This is a genomic window from Streptomyces wedmorensis, assembly GCF_000716445.1.
GTDB lineage: Bacteria > Actinomycetota > Actinomycetes > Streptomycetales > Streptomycetaceae > Streptomyces > Streptomyces wedmorensis.
Genome location: NZ_JNWK01000009.1, coordinates 226,042 through 241,292, shown reverse-complemented (window position 1 = coordinate 241,292; position 15,251 = coordinate 226,042). Strand labels below are relative to the sequence as shown.

The window sequence follows — 15,251 nt, the reverse complement described above, 5'->3', positions numbered from 1 at the left end:
GCCCATCCGCTCCTCGCGGATCCTGATCGCGCGGTGCACGGCTCGAAGCCGCTTCCCCGCGTCCCTCCGGCAGTCCCCTCTCGCTTTCAGGAAAGCATCGGCAGACGGTCCGTGCCTGGGCTGCCCGGGTCCCGACGTGCCCCTTTCGGCCCTTGTCGTCCGCCGCCCGGCGGCGACACCCTCGCAGCAACAGGACTCGGGGCGCAGACGTACCGGAGGCCGGTCATGAAGCACCCTCGTACCGTCGACGACGTGATGACCCATGCGGTGGTCTCCGCCAGGCTCGACGCACCGGTCAAGGAGATCGTCCGGTCCATGCGGCGCTGGGGCGTGAGCGCGGTCCCGGTGCTGTCGGCCGAGGGGCGAGTGGTCGGTGTGGTGTCCGAGGCGGACGTACTCGGCAAGGTTCCGGGAGAGGCCCGGGACGACGCGCGATCGGTGACGGCGGGCAGCCTGATGACGGCCCCGCCCGTCACGGTTCCGCGCGATGCCACGATCGCCGGGGCCGCGCGGCTGATGGCGCGGGGCCACCTCAAGCGGCTTCCCGTGGTGGACGAGGGCGGCCGCCCGGTGGGTGTCGTCAGCCGGGGCGATCTGCTCAAGGTCTACCTTCGCTCCGACGCCGAACTCGCCGGGGACGTGCGCCACGAACTCCTCACGCACCTGATCCCCGAAGGTGACGCGGCACTGACCGTACGGGTCGAGGACGGCGCGGTGACGCTCGCCGGACGCCTGCCACAGTCCGTTCCGGCGGATCTGGCCCTGCGGTTGACCCGGGCGGTGCCCGGCGTGGTGGCCGCGACGGCGGAGTTCACGACCGGGTAGCGGCCTTCACGGGTCCGGCCTCTCCCGTGCCGTGCGGCGGAAAGTGCTGGACCCGCGCGTCCGGGCCCGGGAACACCTCGGTGACCCGGCCCGTGTCCGACCATCGGACGTCGAACGGCGGAGTGCCGTCCGGATGGTGGAGCCCGACGATCTCACCGTCACGCCCCTCGTCCCCGACCGTGGCACCACCCACGATCAGCCGGTCGCCGACGCGAGCCCACAACCCGGCGCGGGGCTCCTCCTGACCTTCCCGTTCTCCGATTGCAGCCATGGTTCTCGCCTCCCGGCACGAGCGCCCGACCGCGGTCCTCCCGAGGCCGGCTCTCTCGCCTTCTCCACCGTGCGTCCCGGCCGGCCGACCGCCATAGGGGCGAACAGTCCCGGATGGGGACCGTTCGGCACTGCCCCGGGTGGGCTTCGCGCAGCAGAGTGAGGTCTGGGGCTGCCGCGCCCCGTGAAGGAGGACCGTCATGCAGCACCGCACGGTTTTCGAAGTGATGACCCACGATGTGGTCACCGCCGCCCCGGAGACCCCCTTCAAACAGATCGCCCGGCTCTTCGCCGACCACGACGTCTCGGCGGTCCCGGTCGTCGACGCCGACCGACGCCTGCTCGGTGTGGTCTCGGAGGCCGACCTGCTGCGGTCCACCGCCGAGCTCCCCGACCTGGAGGGCCGTTGGGCCGGCGTCCGGCTGCTGTCACAGGAGCGGGGGCTGCCCGATGCGGAGACGGCCGCCCAGCTGATGACCTCGCCGGCCGTCACGGCGCAGGCGAGCTGGAATCTCGTCGAGACGGCCCGGACCATGCAGCGCAAGGCTGTGAAGAGACTGCCCGTGACCGACGAGACCGGTCGGCTCGTCGGGATCATCAGCCGCAGTGACCTGCTGCGGCCCTTCCTGCGCAGTGACACCGCGATCCGTGACGAGATCGAGCACGACGTCCTGGCCGACACCCTGCGCCTCGCCCCCGAGACGATCCGTGTGACCGTCGACGACGGGGTCGTCGGGCTGACGGGCCGGGTCGACGAGCGGGCCGACATCCGTGTGATCACGCGACTCTGCCGCTCGGTCGACGGAGTCGTCGCCCTGCACGAATCGATCGAGTACGCCTACGACAACCTCGCGCTCGACGTGGAGCCACCCCGATGAACGCCCTGTGGGTGTCGCCGGTCATGCCGGACTACGAGAGCGCCCGGGCCACCTTCTCCTGGCGGCGCGAGCGGTCCCGGCTCGCCGGGCTGCCGGACGGCGGCATCAACATCGGCTACGAGGCGGTCGACCGGCACCTGCGCGAGGGCCACGGCGAGCACGTCGCGCTGCGCTGCGTCGCCCGCGACGGATCCGTCCAGACGGTCACCTTCGCCCGTCTCGCGGCCGAGAGCTCCCGCTTCGCGCACGTGCTGGAGACGCTCGGCCTGGAACGCGGCGAGCGGGTGTTCACCCTCCTCGGCCGCCGGTTCGAGCTGTACAGCACCGTCCTCGGAACGCTGCGTGCCGGACGAGTCCTGTGCCCCCTGTTCACCGCCTTCGGTCCCGAACCCGTCGCACTGCGCATGAAGCTGGGCAACGCCCGGGCGCTGGTCACGACCCGGGAGCTGTACGAGCGCAAGGTGGCCCCGGTACGGTCCCGTCTTCCGCACCTGCGGCACGTCCTGCTCCTCGACCCCGGGGCCGACCCGCCCCCGGACACCCTCTCCTTCCCCGCGCTCACGGACGCCGCGCCGGACGAGTACACGCTGGGACCGACCGACCCGACGGAGCCGGCGCTGGTGCACTTCACCAGCGGCACGACAGGCACTCCCAAGGGCGCGATACACGTGCACGAGGCGGTCCTCGCCCACCACGTCACCGCCGCCTACGCCCTGGACCTGCACGAGGGCGACGTCTTCTGGTGCACCGCCGACCCCGGCTGGGTCACCGGCATGTCCTACGGCATCATCGCCCCGCTCACCCACGGGGTGACGACCGTCGTCGACGAAGGGGACTTCGCCCCCGCCCGCTGGTACCGGATCCTCGCCGACCAGCACGTCACCGTCTGGTACACCGCGCCCACCGCGCTCCGCATGCTCATGCGGGCCGCACCCCGCAGCGGCGACCGGACGCCCGCCGCGCGCCACGACCTCTCGTCGCTCCGGTTCGTCGCCAGTGTCGGCGAGCCGCTCAATCCCGAGGCCGTGCACTGGGGCCGGGAAGCACTCGGGCTTCCGGTCCACGACACCTGGTGGCAGACCGAGACCGGTGCCATCATGATCGCCAACTTCGCGGCCGACCCGGTCCGGCCCGGTTCGATGGGCCGACCGGTTCCCGGCGTCGAGGCCGCCGTACTGGCGTGCGGCGAGGACGGCCGGGCCGCGATCACCGGCGGGCGGATCCACATCCTCCGGGAACCGGGTGCCCAGGGCGAGCTCGCCCTGCGGGCGGGCTGGCCTTCGATGTTCCGCGGCTACCTGCACGAGCCGAACCGCTACGAGGCGTGCTTCGCCGACGGCTGGTATCTGACCGGCGACCTCGTCAGCCGCGACGCCGACGGCTGGTACTGGTTCGTGGGCCGCGCCGACGACGTCATCAAGTCCGCAGGGCACCTCATCGGGCCGTTCGAGGTGGAGAGCGCGCTCATGGAACATCCGGCCGTCGCCGAGGCCGGTGTCATCGGACGCCCTGACCCGCTGGCCGGCGCGATCGTCAAGGCGTTCGTGCTGCCGCGCCCCGAGTACCCGCCTGACACCGGACTACGGCGTGACGTCCTGGCGTTCGCCCGCCGGCGCCTCGGCCCGGCCGTCGCCCCCCGGGAGATCGAGTTCGTCGAGGATCTGCCCCACACCCGCAGCGGCAAGGTGATGCGCCGCCTGCTGCGGGCCCGCGAACTGGGTCTGCCCGAGGGAGACGTGTCGACCCTGGAGACACCCGAACCGGCCGGGACCGCCGAGCTCTCCGAGAAGGATCCGTGATGGCCACCGCACACGGCGGTACGTCCGCCGGAACACCGAAGGCGAAGAGCCCCCGTCGCGCACACGCGCCCGCGGCGCCGTCCCGCACACCTGCGGCGGCCCACGACCTGGACCTGCTGCGGCGGATGCTGCTCATCCGGAGGTTCGAGGAACGGTGCGTCGAGCTGTACAGCGCAGCGACGATCCGGGGGTTCGTCCACCTCTACATCGGCGAGGAGGCGGTGGCGGTCGGCGTCCACCAGGCGCTCGACGAGCGGGACGCGGTCGTCTCCACGTACCGCGAACACGGCCACGCCCTGGCCCGTGGGATACCACCCGAGGCCGTGATGGCGGAGATGTACGGGAAGAGCACGGGGTGCAGCCACGGCCGCGGCGGTTCCATGCACCTCTTCGACGCCGGCCGCCGCTTCTACGGCGGCAACGCGATCGTGGGCGGCGGACTGCCGCTCGCGGCGGGCCTGGCGCTCGCCGACCGGATGCGCGGCGAGCCCCGGGTGACCTGCTGCTTCTTCGGTGACGGGGCATTCGCGGAGGGCGAGTTCCACGAGACCGCCAATCTGGCGGCGCTCTGGGGACTGCCCGTGCTCTTCGTCTGCGAGAACAACCTGTACGCGATGGGGACGGCCCTCGCCCGCGAACACGCCCAGACGGACCTGGCGATGCGGGCGGCGTCGTACGGCATGGCGGCCTGGGCCGTCGACGGCATGGACGTGCACGCCGTGGAGAAGGCGGCGCGCGGGGCGGTCGAGTCCCTTCGCGCCGGCAGCGGACCGCACTTCCTGGAGATGCGGACGTACCGGTTCCGCGCGCACTCGATGTACGACCCGGACCGGTACCGGCCGAAGGACGAGGTCGAGGAGTGGAAGCGGCACGACCCCGTCACCGGCCTCGCCGACGGCATGCGCACGTCTGGACTCCTCGACGCCGCCGCGCTGGAGGACCTGGAGCACCGGGTCGCCGAGGAGATCGACGACGCCGTCCGGGCGGCCGAACAGGCCCCCGAGGAGCCGGCCGAGGATCTGCTGCTGCATGTCACGGGCCGACACGAGGAGGCTCAGGCATGAGCACGCGTACGCGACCTCGGGCGCATCCCGACGACGACACCACCACATACAGGGAGGCCCTGCGCGAGGGACTGCGCGAGGCCCTGGCCTCGGACGACCGAGTGTTCCTGATGGGTGAGGACGTGGGCCGATACGGCGGATGCTTCGGGGTGAGCCTCGGCCTCCTGGAGGAGTTCGGCCCGGAGCGCATCCGGGACACGCCTCTCTCGGAGTCCGCGTTCGTCGGAGCCGGGATCGGCGCCGCCCTGGCCGGGATGCGGCCCGTCGTCGAGATCATGACCGTCAACTTCAGCCTGCTGGCCCTCGACCAGATCCTCAACAACGCCGCCACGCTGCGGCACATGTCCGGCGGACAACTCGGTGTGCCGCTGGTCATCCGGATGACGACGGGCGCAGGCCGGCAACTGGCCGCCCAGCACTCCCACAGCCTCGAAGGCTGGTACGCGCACATCCCCGGTCTCCGTGTCCTGGCGCCTGCCACGATCGACGACGCCCGCCACGTGCTGTCCGCCGCGCTGGCGGACCCCGACCCGGTTCTGATCTTCGAGCACGGCAGCCTGTACAACGCGGCCGGGACGCTCGACCCGGCGGTCCATCAGGTCGACCTGGACCACGCGGCCGTCCGCCGCCAGGGCACCGACGTCACGGTCGTCGCGTACAGCGGTTGCGTGTCCAAGGCACTCGAAGCCGCGGAGGAACTGGCGGGCGAGGGGATCGGCGCGGAGGTCGTCGACCTGCGCACGCTACGTCCCCTGGACGACGCCACGATCGTCGGCTCGGTCCGGCGGACCCACCGGGCCGTGGTGGTCGACGAGGGCTGGCGCAGCGGCAGTCTGTCCGCCGAGATCGAGTCGCGCATCTGCGAGCAGGCGTTCTTCGAACTCGACGCGCCCGTCGAGCGGGTGTGCAGCGCGGAGGTCCCCATCCCCTACGCCCGTCGGCTGGAGGAGGCGGCACTCCCCCAGTCGGCCGGAATCATGGCGGCGGCGCGGCGGGTGGTGGGCTGAGATGGCCGAGTTCACGATGCCCTCGCTCGGCGCCGACATGGACGACGGCACGCTCTCCCAGTGGCTGGTGCACCCGGGTGACCGGGTGGCGCGGGGTGACGTCATCGCGGTGGTCGAGACCGCCAAGTCGGCGATCGAGGTGGAGTGCTTCGAGAGCGGTACGGTCGACGCCCTCCTCGTCGACGAGGGCACCACCGTGCCGGTGGGCACCCCGTTGGCCCGTATCGGCCCGTCCGCCGAGGACAGGCCCACCGCGGACCGGCCCCCGTCGACGCCGCTGGTCCGCCGACTCGCCCAGGACCGGCACGTCGACCTCGCCGCCGTCCATGGTTCGGGCCCGGGAGGCAGGATCACACGCGCGGACGTGGAGCATGCGGAACCGGAACTGGAACCTGCACGAGCGCCGGAGCGCGACACGACCGCCGGCCCCTCAGAGCCCACTGGCACCGGGATCAGGCGGCAGCAGGGCACGGAGTCGGCGCGACGGAGGCGGAGCCGAGGCGGGGCCGAGGCGAAGACCGCGCCGACCGCACGGCCGCCAAGGCCGGTGCGCAGTGACGACTCGACCGGGCAGCGTCAGGCTCCGCAGCGCGCGAAGTCCTCACCACTCGCGCGGCGGCTGGCCGCGGAACTCGGAGTCGACCTCGGCGAGGTGACCGGCACGGGTCGGGGCGGCACCGTCCGTGCGCAGGACGTCCGTTCCGCCGCGGCAGCCGAGGGCGCACCGCAGCCGGCCGTCCCGGATGTGGCACGGGCGGCGACCGCCCGGCTCATGAGCCGATCCAAGCGGGAGATACCGCACTTCTACCTCTCCACGACCGTGGACATGGCAGCGGCCCTGGAGTGGATGCGCGCCCGCAACCGCGAACTGCCCTTGTCCGCCCGTCTGGTGCCCGCCGCACTCATGCTCAAGGCCGTCGCGCTGGCTGCGCGGAAGGTGCCCGAGCTCAACGGGCACTGGGGCGTCAGCGGCTTCGTCCCGGCGGAGGAAGTCCGGCTGGGTGTCGCCGTCTCCTTGCGGGGCGGTGGTCTTGCCGCCCCGGCCCTCGCCCACGCCGACGCCCTCTCCGTGGCCGAGGTGATGGCCGCGCTCAAGGACCTGGTGGCACGGGCACGGGGCGGCCGACTCCGCGCGTCCGAGACCGCCGACCCCAGTCTCACCGTCACGAACCTCGGCGACCAGGGCGTCGAGGCCGTGTTCGGGGTCGTCTACCCACCGCAGGTCGCGCTCGTCGGCCTCGGCCGGATCGTCGAGCGACCGGTGGCCGTGAACGGCCTGCTGGGAGTACGTCCCGTGGTGACGGCGACGCTGTCCGCCGACCACCGAGCCGCCGACGGCGCCACCGGCGCGCGCCTCCTCACCACCATGGAAAAGCTCCTGCAACGACCGGAGGAACTGTGAACCACGACCAGGCGAAGGCGTTCGTCCGGCAAGCCGTGCAGCGTGTCGTCCCCGACGCCGACTTCGCCGGGCTCGATCCCGGCGTGCCCCTGCGGGACGCGTTAGAGCTGGATTCGCTGGACTTCCTCGAGTTCGTCGAAGCCCTCGCCGAACTCAGCGGCACGGAACTCACCGAGGACGACCATCCGGCCCTCGGCACCTGGGACGGCTGCGCCGCTCGCCTGGTGGCCGAGGCCAGTGCGTCCGCACAGGGAAGGAGCGCATGATGCGTCACCGCAGGATCGACCAGCTGATGACCCGCGATGTGGTGAGCGTCCGCGGCGACGCCCCGTTCAAGGAGATCGCCCGCACGCTCTCACAGCACCAGGTGACAGCCGTACCCGTGGTGGACGGCGACGGCCGGGTCGTCGGGGTGGTGTCGGAGGGCGATCTGCTGCGCAAGACCGCCGACCGGGCCGCCGCACCGAGTGGTCTGCCGGCCGTTCCGGACCTGGAGACGTGGGAACGGGCGAAGGCCGAGGGAACACGGGCCGAGGAGCTGATGTCCGCCCCCGCGGTGTGCGCCGGCCCGGAGTGGACCGTGGCGGAGGCGGCACGACTCATGGAGGTCCAAAGGGTCAAACGGCTCGTCGTCGTCGACGGCGAGGACCACTTGATGGGCATCGTGAGCCGTCGCGACCTGTTGGGCATCTTCCTCCGCGAGGACGACGACATCCGCCGGGAGATCGTCGAGGACGTGCTGATCGACACGCTGCGCCTCGAACCGACCGCCCTTGCCGTCGAGGTGCGCGACGGGCGGGTGGAGCTCGGCGGGAGGCTGCCCTTCCGGGGCATGGTGCCGGCGATCGAGCGCATGTGCGCCATGGTGGACGGCGTGGTCTCGGTCTCCTGCACCCGTCTCGCGTACGACGTCGATGACACCGAACGAGGAGGTGGACGGTCATGACGCGGAGCATCGTGGTCGGCCTGGACGGCACGGAGCAGGCCGACGCCGCTGCGGAGTGGGCCGCCGAGGAGGCGCTGCTGCGCGGCACGGACGTACATCTGGTGTACGCGAAGGAACCGGTACCGGAGGCCGCTCTGCCGCTCGTGGAGGGGGAGTCCGAGGAACCGTGGGCCAGGGAGATGATGGCGCGCACCGCCGGTGAGCTGCGCGAGCGCCATCCCGGCCTGTCGGTGACCTCCCAGGTGCTGTCCTCGGGGCCCGTTCCGGGTCTGGTCGCCGCGGCCGAGGAGAACGATCTGCTCGTCCTCGGCTCGCGGGCACTCGGCAGCGTGGCCGGCTACCTGCTCGGCTCGGTCGGCCTGACGGTCGCCGGTGTCGTCGCGCGTCCCGTCGTACTCGTACGGGCCGTCAGCGCGGGAAGCACTCCGCGGGGCCCCGTCGTGATCGGGGCCGACGTGCGGCAGCCCGTGGACTCCGTCCTGGGCTTCGCCTTCGAGGAAGCCGCGCGACGGCACACCCGGATCCTCGTCGTGTACGTACAGGAGCTCCCGCTGCACGCGGGATTGGGGCCCGCGATGGTCCCTGACTTCAGGCTTTCCATGATGCCGGAGATCAAGCGTTCGGTGGAGAGCATGCTGGAACCCTGGCGGGCGAAGTATCCCGACGTCGAGGCGGTCGCCCGCGTGGCGGTCGGATCGGCCGGACTCGAACTGGTGGCGGTCGCCCGGGAGGCCTCCCTCGTGGTGGTGGGCCGGCGTACCCGCCGTTCGACGCTAGGCGCACACATCGGCAGCGTGGCCCACGCCGTCCTGCACCACAGCCCGGTGCCCGTGGCACTCGTTCCCCACGACTGATCGGTGCCGGTCAGGCGTCGGAGGCCGTCGGACGCAGCCGGACCGCCGTGACCTTGTACTCCGGACACGACGTGACGGTGTCGGTGTGCTCCGAGGTCAGGGAGTTGACGCCACTGGCCGGGAAGTGGAACGCGCAGAAGACCTGCCCGGGGGCGAGTTCGGTACCGACGCGGGCGATGAGCCGTGCCTGCCCGTGACGGCTCTCGACGGTGACCGGGGTGCCGTCACGGACCCCGAACCGGGCGGCGTCCTCCGGGTGCAGGTCCAGGCGCTCGTGGGCGTCGAGGAGGAGGTTGCCGCCGTGCCGGGTCATGCTCCCGGAGTTGTAGTGGGCCCATCGGCGCCCGGTGACGAGCACCAGCGGAAAATCCTGGTCGGGTTCTTCGCCGGGTGGCAGGTAGGGGGCCGCCGACAGGTGGGCGCGCCCGTCCGGAGTGGCGAACTCCTCTGTGTACAGGGTTCGTTCGCCCGGCCGGTCCGGCTCGGGGCAAGGCCAGGGCACGGCCCCCTCCCGGTCGAGCCGCTCGTGCGAGAGACCCGCGAAGAGAGGTGTCACACGTCCGCACTCGACGAGAGCCGCGGCTGGGGTGGGGCAGCCCAGGTCGGCACCGAGGGCATCGGCGACGGCGTGTACGACCTCGAAGTCGGAGCGTGCGGTGCCCGGCGGAGTCACTGCCTGCCGTACGCGCTGGAAGCGGCGGTCGAAGTTGACGAAGGTCCCGTCCTTCTCCAGCCAGGAGGCCACGGGCAGGACGACGTCGGCGTGGTGGGCGGTCTCGCCGAGGAAGAGCTCGTTGACCACGACGAGCGGGCAGGCGTCGAGGGCCTCGGCCACGCGCCGGCTGTCGGGGTCGGTGGCGCAAACGTCCTCGCCGATGATCCACAGCGCCCGCAGGCGGCCCTCCCGAGCCGCCGCGAACATCTCGGGGATGCGCAGCCCTGGTGTCGGTGGGACCGGTCGGCCCCACACCGCCTCGGCCCGGGCGCGGGCCTCCGGGTCGGTGACGCGGCCGTAGCCGGGGAGCAGGTCGGGCAGGGCTCCCATGTCGGAGGCGCCTTGCACGTTGTTCTGGCCGCGCAGGGGGCTGATGCCGAAGCCGCGGCCGGTGCCGCCGACGGCGCCGCGCAGGATGGGGAGGTTCGCCAGGGTGCGTACGCCGTCGGTGCCGTGCAGGTGCTCGGTGACGCCGAGCCCGTACAGGACGGCCGGGCGTTCGGCGCGGCCGTAGAGTCGTGCGGCCTTCCTGATGTCGTCGGCCGGGACGCCGGTGATTCCGGCGACCCGTTCGGGCGGATGGCCGGCCAGCAGGTCGGTGAGTTCGTCCAGTCCGGTGGCGCGGTCGCGGAGGAAGTCCGGGTCGGTCATGCCTTCGTCGACGAGGACGTGGGCGAGGCCGTGGAAGAGGGCGACGTTCGTACCGGGGCGCGGACGAAGGTGCACGTCGGCATGGCGCGCGAGGCCCACGGCACGGGGGTCGGCCACGATGAGGGAGGTTCCTGCGAGTGCCCGCTGGAGGAGGCGGGCGCCGACGACGGGGTGGGCTTCGACGGGGTTGGCGCCGACGACCATGAGGCAGTCGGCGGTCTCGACGTCGTCGAAGGGGTCGGTGCCGCCGGCGCGTCCGAAGGAGGCGGTGAGTCCCGCTGCGGAGGGGGCGTGGCAGAGACGGGAGCAGTTGTCGACGTTGTTGGTGCCGATGACGGTCCGCAGGAGCTTCTGGACGAGGTAGTTCTCCTCGTTGGTGGCACGGGCGGAGGAGATCGCGGCGACCGCGTCGGGTCCGCCGTCGAGGACGGCCGCGCGCAGGCCGTCGGCGATCCGGCTCAGCGCCTCGTCCCAGGTCGCCGGTCGTAGTTCGCCGCCCTCGCGGATCAGGGGTTCGGTGAGGCGTTCGGCGGAGCCGAGGTATCCGTACGCGAAGCGGCCCTTGACGCAGGCGTGGCCACGGTTGACGGGCCCGTCCCGGGCGGGGAGCGCAGCGGCGACACGGTTCTCGCGGACGACGACGTCGAGGGTGCAGCCGACTCCGCAGTAGCCGCATGTGGTCCGTACGCGGCCCTCGGGGTTCTGCCGCGTGGTGAGGCCCTGGCCGGGTCCGGGCTGCGTGATCGCCCCGGTGGGGCATGTGTCGACGCAGCCGCCGCAGGACACGCAGTCCGATGCGGCCCAGGGGCCGCCGGTACCCGGGGCGACGACCGTGTCGGCACCGCGCCCGGTGAGGGTGAGTGCGAAGGTGCCCTGGACGTCGGAGCACATGCGGACGCAGCGCCCGCACGCGATGCACAGGTCGCGGTCGAGTTGGACGTAGGGGTGGCTCTCGTCCCGCCCGCGCGTGACTTCGGCGGCCGCGGTGTGGGGCGGGATCCCCAGGGCCCGGCATGCCTCGGCGAGTTCGCTGTGCGCGCTGTCGGCGAGCGCATGCGATGGGAGTGCCGAGGCGATCAGGGCGACCGCGTCCCGGCGCAGGTTCCGCACGCCCTCCTCGGCGGTGTCGACGGTGAGGCCCGGCGTCGCGGGTGTGACGCAGGCGGCGACGGTCCGCCCGTCGGCGCGGACCAGGCAGGTCCGGCACGAGCCGGCCGGCCGGAGGCGGTCGTCGTGGCAGAGGGCGGGCAGTGCGGCTCCGGCGGCCTGTACCGCGTCGAGCAGCGAGGCCCCGGCGGGCAGTTCGACCGGCATGCCGTCGACCTGGAGCCGTGTCATCGGTCCCATCCTTCCAGGGCCGGCCCGTAGGCGCGGGCCAGGCTGCGGACGGCGGCGGGAACACGCCGGCCGAACGCGCAGAGACTCGCCTCGCCCATCAGCCGTGCCAGCCGTTCGTAGGACTCCCCCGGCCCGTCGTCCCGCGCCAGTTCGAGGCCTCTCCGTGTGCCGACCCGGCAGGGCGAACAGGCCCCACAGCTCTCATCGGCGGCGAACTCCCAGACGTGTCGCAGGAGTTCGTACGGGTCGGTGCCGGCGTCGAAGGCGACCATGCCGGCGTGCCCGAGGGCGGCACCATGCTCGGCGAGTGCTGCCGCGGTGAGCGGGACGTCGAGCGCGGCCCCGGAGAGGAAGCCGCCGAGGGGCCCTCCGATCTGAAGGGCGACGAGCTCGCGGCCGTCCTTGAGGCCGCCGCCGAACCGGGTGACGATCTCGCCCACAGGTGTGCCGAGCTCGACCTCGCAGGCCCCGGGCCGGGCGAAGCGTTCGGACAGACACACCAGTTTGGTGCCGGTCTCGTCCGGTACCCCACGCCGGGCGTAGGACGCTCCGCCGTGGGCGACGATCCAGGGCACGGCCGCCAGCGTCTCCACGTTGTTGACCACCGTCGGCGCGTCCCACAGGCCGTGGTCCGTGGGATAGGGGGGCCGAGGGCGAGCACAGCCGCGAGCGCCTTCGAGGCGGGCGATGAGAGCGGTCTCCTCGCCGGCGACATAGGACCCGGCTCCTTCGACGACCTCGACGAACGGCCGCAGGCCGGCATCCTCAGCCGAGGGTGACAGGTCTCCCGCCGACATGGCGCGCTCCACCTCCCGCCGCAGCCGGGCCATGGCCTTCGGGTACTCGGAGCGCACCAGGACGATCCCGCGCCGGGCACCGCAGGCGAAGCAGGCCAGGGCCAGTCCCGTGAGGACGCGCTCGGGGTCCTCCTCCATGAGCAGCCGGTCGGCGTACGAGCCGGGGTCGCCCTCGTCCCCGTTGGCGACGACGACGGTGTCCGGCTTTCCCGCCGCCGCGGCCCACTTGTCGGCCACCGGGAATCCGGCGCCGCCTCGCCCGCGCAGTCCTGAGACGGCGGTCTCCTCCCGTACGTCCTCGGGCCTCAGCCCGGCCACCGCCTCGCGCCACACGTCCCAGGCGGAGTGCCCTCGCACGATCCCGGCCAGCAGGACGGGCGCCCCGGTGGTGTCGGCCGCGGGGATGCCCGGCGCGCGTGGCTCCGCCCGCCCGCCGAGTTGGTCGGCCAGGTCCGGGCCCGCGCGGGGCAGGGTGCCGTCGAGGGCCGCGGGGCCCGCGTAGCAGTAGCCCAGGCAGTGCACGGTCTGCAGCGAGGTCGAACCCGACTCGTCGACGGTGCCCGCCGTCACTCCCAGAGCGCGTTCCACCTCCGCCAGATGCTCCCCGCCCCGCGCCGCGAAGCACGCCGTCGCGGTGCACACCCGCACGTGCCGCTCACCGCGTGGGGCGGCGAGATCGGCGAAGAAGGTGGCGGGGCCGAGCCCCGCGGCGGCCGGCAGTCCGGCTGCCTCCGCGACCTGGGGCGCCCACGCCCCGGGACCGTCTGCGGTACCCGACCTGGCGCGCTCCAGCGCGGCCGGCAACAGCCCGCCACGCCCTCCGTGCCGTGCGGTCAGCCCACGGAGCGCGTCCATGCGTCCGCCCGGCTCCCCGGGTATCCGACCAGCCATGATCCCAGAGTGACCGGCCACGCCCCCGCTCGCATCCCGACCTGTCACGGGGTTCACGGTTCCGCGCTGCGCAGGGCGGTCAGGCGCCGACGGTACTCCTCCTCGTCGATCTCACCACGCGCCAGTCGCTCGCCCAGGATCTGCTCGGCCGACGTGGCAGGCCGAGAGCCCGACGGCCGTTCCGCAGGACGGCCCAGGGTACGCAAGAGCATCACCGCGACAATGATGAGCAGGCCCCAGAACAGCACCATCCCGGCTGACATGGCGAACCAGCCCCATCCGCTCATGCCGTCGCCGTACCAGAACATCATCGCCACTCACACTCCCGACGGCCGGGCCGGCAGGGACCGGACACCCCTGCCTCCGGCCTGTCCGCCACCACCGTGCGTCGCCCCAGGAGGCACAGCACAGGGCCGTCCGGTCCCTGGCAGGGGGCCGTACGGGCACGGAAGGGAACAGAGCGGCCCCTGACACCGGGAGCCCGAAGGCCGGAGCGTGGGGGGACAGCAGGGCTCACGCCGCCCATGAGGATCACCGCCGGGAGGCCGCCATGGTCCGGAACTCGGGGATCCCGCCCGTCGTGGATGCGCCGCGACCGTGGCAGATGCTGTTCCTCGCCACCGTCGGGTTCACCCTCTGTTTCTGGGCATGGGCGCTGTTGGGCCCGCTCGGCCCACGGCTGCGGGACGACCTGGGCCTCAGTTCCTTCGAGCAGTCACTGGTGGTCGCCGTGCCCGTGGTGGTCGGCGCGCTCGGCCGGATCCCGGCGGGGGCGCTGACGGATCGCTGGGGTGCGCGCCGGGTCTTCCCCCTCGTCGCGGCCCTGACGATCCTCCCCGTGCTCTACCTGGGTCACCTGGCCGACTCATTGGCCGAGGTGCTCGCGGGCGGCTTCCTCCTCGGGCTGGGGGGAACGGCCTTCGCCGTCGGAGTGCCGTTCGTCAACGCCTGGTACCCACCCGCACGGCGGGGCGTCGCCCTCGGGATCTTCGGGATCGGCACCGGCGGTACGGCCCTGTCGGCGTTCACCACCGTCCAGCTCGCCGACGCCGTCGGACGTGCCTTCCCCTTCGATCTCGTGGCCGCCCTCCTCGCCGTGTACGCCGGGCTGGCCTGGTTCCTGCTCCGCGACAGGCCAGGGCGCGCGACGGCGTCGGGGTCGCTGTCCTCGCGTACGGCACTGGCCATGCGTACACCGGCCACCTGGCAGCTGGCGTTCCTGTACGCCGTCTCCTTCGGCGGATTCGTCGCGTTCAGCGTCTACCTGCCGACCTACCTCACCAGGGCCTACGAACTGGGGCGCTCCGACGCGGCACTGCGGACCGCGGGATTCGTCGTCCTCGCCGTGGCGATGCGGCCGTTGGGGGGCTGGCTGTCGGACCGTATCCACCCCGTACCCGTGCTGACGGTCTCGTACGGGCTCGTGGCGGTGTGTGCCCTGGTCGCGGCGTTCGAGGCGGAACTGGTCCCCGTGGGAACGGCGGCCTTCTTCGGCATGGCCGCCGGCTTGGGCGCCGGGTCCGGGGCGGTCTTCGCGCTCGTGGCACGTCTGGTTCCGGCGGAGCGGGTCGGCTCGGTCACGGGAGTGGTCGGGGCGGCGGGGGGTCTCGGAGGCTTCTTCCCACCCCTCGTGATGGGAGCGGTCGACAGCGTCGCGCACGACTACACGTGGGGGTTCGTCCTCCTCGCCGTCACCGCGACGGGCGCCGGAACCCTGGCCGCCACCGCCGTCCGGCGGCGCGCCCGGGCGACCGCGGACGTCTGACCGCGGCGGCGAGGCAGGCCGTACGAGCCTCTCGGTACCCCGGCGATTG

At 72.8% G+C, this 15,251-nt stretch carries 14 protein-coding genes; 10 read left to right on the top strand and 4 right to left on the bottom strand.

The window, feature by feature from the left end:
- Positions 1-225 precede the first annotated feature (225 nt).
- Positions 226-825 carry a CBS domain-containing protein gene (locus OO54_RS10545; RefSeq protein ID WP_033202561.1) on the top strand — a complete coding sequence of 200 codons (600 nt, stop codon included), beginning with the start codon at positions 226-228 and terminating at the stop codon, positions 823-825.
- Here the strand turns inward: OO54_RS10545 and OO54_RS48745 are convergent.
- Positions 812-1,096 carry a DUF1918 domain-containing protein gene (locus OO54_RS48745; RefSeq protein WP_051786837.1) on the bottom strand — a complete coding sequence of 95 codons (285 nt, stop codon included), beginning with the start codon at positions 1,094-1,096 and terminating at the stop codon, positions 812-814. The two genes, OO54_RS10545 and OO54_RS48745, sit on opposite strands and share 14 nt — an antisense overlap.
- A gap of 199 nt (positions 1,097-1,295) precedes the next feature.
- On the opposite strand from OO54_RS48745, the gene OO54_RS10535 reads away from it, so the two are divergent.
- Genes OO54_RS10535 through OO54_RS10500 form a run of 8 tightly spaced genes read left to right on the top strand, consistent with a single transcriptional unit; the run spans position 1,296 to position 9,045 of the window.
- Positions 1,296-1,973 carry a CBS domain-containing protein gene (locus OO54_RS10535; RefSeq protein WP_033202560.1) on the top strand — a complete coding sequence of 226 codons (678 nt, stop codon included), beginning with the start codon at positions 1,296-1,298 and terminating at the stop codon, positions 1,971-1,973.
- Positions 1,970-3,772: an acetate--CoA ligase gene (gene acsA / locus OO54_RS10530; RefSeq protein WP_033202559.1), complete on the top strand. Its 1,803-nt coding sequence runs from the start codon at positions 1,970-1,972 to the stop codon at positions 3,770-3,772. Before OO54_RS10535 ends, acsA begins: the two co-directional genes overlap by 4 nt.
- Positions 3,772-4,836, top strand: a complete 1,065-nt coding sequence (pdhA, locus tag OO54_RS10525; protein ID WP_234439622.1) for a pyruvate dehydrogenase (acetyl-transferring) E1 component subunit alpha — start codon at positions 3,772-3,774, stop codon at positions 4,834-4,836. The genes acsA and pdhA overlap by 1 nt, the downstream gene beginning before the upstream one ends.
- Entirely contained in the window at positions 4,833-5,843 is a 1,011-nt protein-coding gene (locus OO54_RS10520; RefSeq protein WP_033202558.1) for an alpha-ketoacid dehydrogenase subunit beta, read from the top strand. The genes pdhA and OO54_RS10520 overlap by 4 nt, the downstream gene beginning before the upstream one ends.
- Before the next feature lies 1 nt (position 5,844).
- Positions 5,845-7,245, top strand: a complete 1,401-nt coding sequence (locus tag OO54_RS10515; protein WP_033202557.1) for a 2-oxo acid dehydrogenase subunit E2 — start codon at positions 5,845-5,847, stop codon at positions 7,243-7,245.
- Complete coding sequence (locus OO54_RS10510) at positions 7,242-7,511, top strand: acyl carrier protein (protein WP_033202556.1); 270 nt, start codon at positions 7,242-7,244, stop codon at positions 7,509-7,511. The genes OO54_RS10515 and OO54_RS10510 overlap by 4 nt, the downstream gene beginning before the upstream one ends.
- Complete coding sequence (locus OO54_RS10505; protein ID WP_033202555.1) at positions 7,511-8,191, top strand: CBS domain-containing protein; 681 nt, start codon at positions 7,511-7,513, stop codon at positions 8,189-8,191. Before OO54_RS10510 ends, OO54_RS10505 begins: the two co-directional genes overlap by 1 nt.
- Positions 8,188-9,045: a universal stress protein gene (locus OO54_RS10500; RefSeq protein ID WP_033202554.1), complete on the top strand. Its 858-nt coding sequence runs from the start codon at positions 8,188-8,190 to the stop codon at positions 9,043-9,045. Before OO54_RS10505 ends, OO54_RS10500 begins: the two co-directional genes overlap by 4 nt.
- 10 nt (positions 9,046-9,055) lie before the next feature.
- Here OO54_RS10500 and fdhF read toward each other — a convergent pair whose 3' ends face one another.
- The 3 genes from fdhF to OO54_RS10485 form a co-directional block, all read right to left on the bottom strand.
- Positions 9,056-11,749 carry a formate dehydrogenase subunit alpha gene (fdhF, locus tag OO54_RS10495; RefSeq protein WP_033202553.1) on the bottom strand — a complete coding sequence of 898 codons (2,694 nt, stop codon included), beginning with the start codon at positions 11,747-11,749 and terminating at the stop codon, positions 9,056-9,058.
- Positions 11,746-13,401 (bottom strand): NAD(P)H-dependent oxidoreductase subunit E, encoded by a 1,656-nt coding sequence (locus OO54_RS10490; protein ID WP_033202552.1) that lies wholly within the window; start codon positions 13,399-13,401, stop codon positions 11,746-11,748. Before OO54_RS10490 ends, fdhF begins: the two co-directional genes overlap by 4 nt.
- Positions 13,402-13,490: 89 nt before the next feature.
- Positions 13,491-13,748: an SHOCT domain-containing protein gene (locus OO54_RS10485; protein WP_033202551.1), complete on the bottom strand. Its 258-nt coding sequence runs from the start codon at positions 13,746-13,748 to the stop codon at positions 13,491-13,493.
- Between the two features lie 239 nt (positions 13,749-13,987).
- Here OO54_RS10485 and OO54_RS10480 point away from each other — a divergent pair, with 239 nt between their 5' ends.
- Positions 13,988-15,202 carry an MFS transporter gene (locus OO54_RS10480; protein WP_033202550.1) on the top strand — a complete coding sequence of 405 codons (1,215 nt, stop codon included), beginning with the start codon at positions 13,988-13,990 and terminating at the stop codon, positions 15,200-15,202.
- Positions 15,203-15,251 lie beyond the last annotated feature (49 nt).

Bases quoted from the DNA above. Each gene is read 5' to 3' on its own strand.
- OO54_RS10545 (WP_033202561.1), top strand. From the start codon at position 226: ATGAAGCACCCTCGTACCGTCGACGACGTGATGACCCATGCGGTGGTC.
- OO54_RS48745 (WP_051786837.1), bottom strand. From the start codon at position 1,096: ATGGCTGCAATCGGAGAACGGGAAGGTCAGGAGGAGCCCCGCGCCGGG.
- OO54_RS10535 (WP_033202560.1), top strand. From the start codon at position 1,296: ATGCAGCACCGCACGGTTTTCGAAGTGATGACCCACGATGTGGTCACC.
- acsA (WP_033202559.1), top strand. From the start codon at position 1,970: ATGAACGCCCTGTGGGTGTCGCCGGTCATGCCGGACTACGAGAGCGCC.
- pdhA (WP_234439622.1), top strand. From the start codon at position 3,772: ATGGCCACCGCACACGGCGGTACGTCCGCCGGAACACCGAAGGCGAAG.
- OO54_RS10520 (WP_033202558.1), top strand. From the start codon at position 4,833: ATGAGCACGCGTACGCGACCTCGGGCGCATCCCGACGACGACACCACC.
- OO54_RS10515 (WP_033202557.1), top strand. From the start codon at position 5,845: ATGGCCGAGTTCACGATGCCCTCGCTCGGCGCCGACATGGACGACGGC.
- OO54_RS10505 (WP_033202555.1), top strand. From the start codon at position 7,511: ATGCGTCACCGCAGGATCGACCAGCTGATGACCCGCGATGTGGTGAGC.
- OO54_RS10500 (WP_033202554.1), top strand. From the start codon at position 8,188: ATGACGCGGAGCATCGTGGTCGGCCTGGACGGCACGGAGCAGGCCGAC.
- fdhF (WP_033202553.1), bottom strand. From the start codon at position 11,749: ATGACACGGCTCCAGGTCGACGGCATGCCGGTCGAACTGCCCGCCGGG.
- OO54_RS10490 (WP_033202552.1), bottom strand. From the start codon at position 13,401: ATGGACGCGCTCCGTGGGCTGACCGCACGGCACGGAGGGCGTGGCGGG.
- OO54_RS10485 (WP_033202551.1), bottom strand. From the start codon at position 13,748: ATGATGTTCTGGTACGGCGACGGCATGAGCGGATGGGGCTGGTTCGCC.
- OO54_RS10480 (WP_033202550.1), top strand. From the start codon at position 13,988: ATGGTCCGGAACTCGGGGATCCCGCCCGTCGTGGATGCGCCGCGACCG.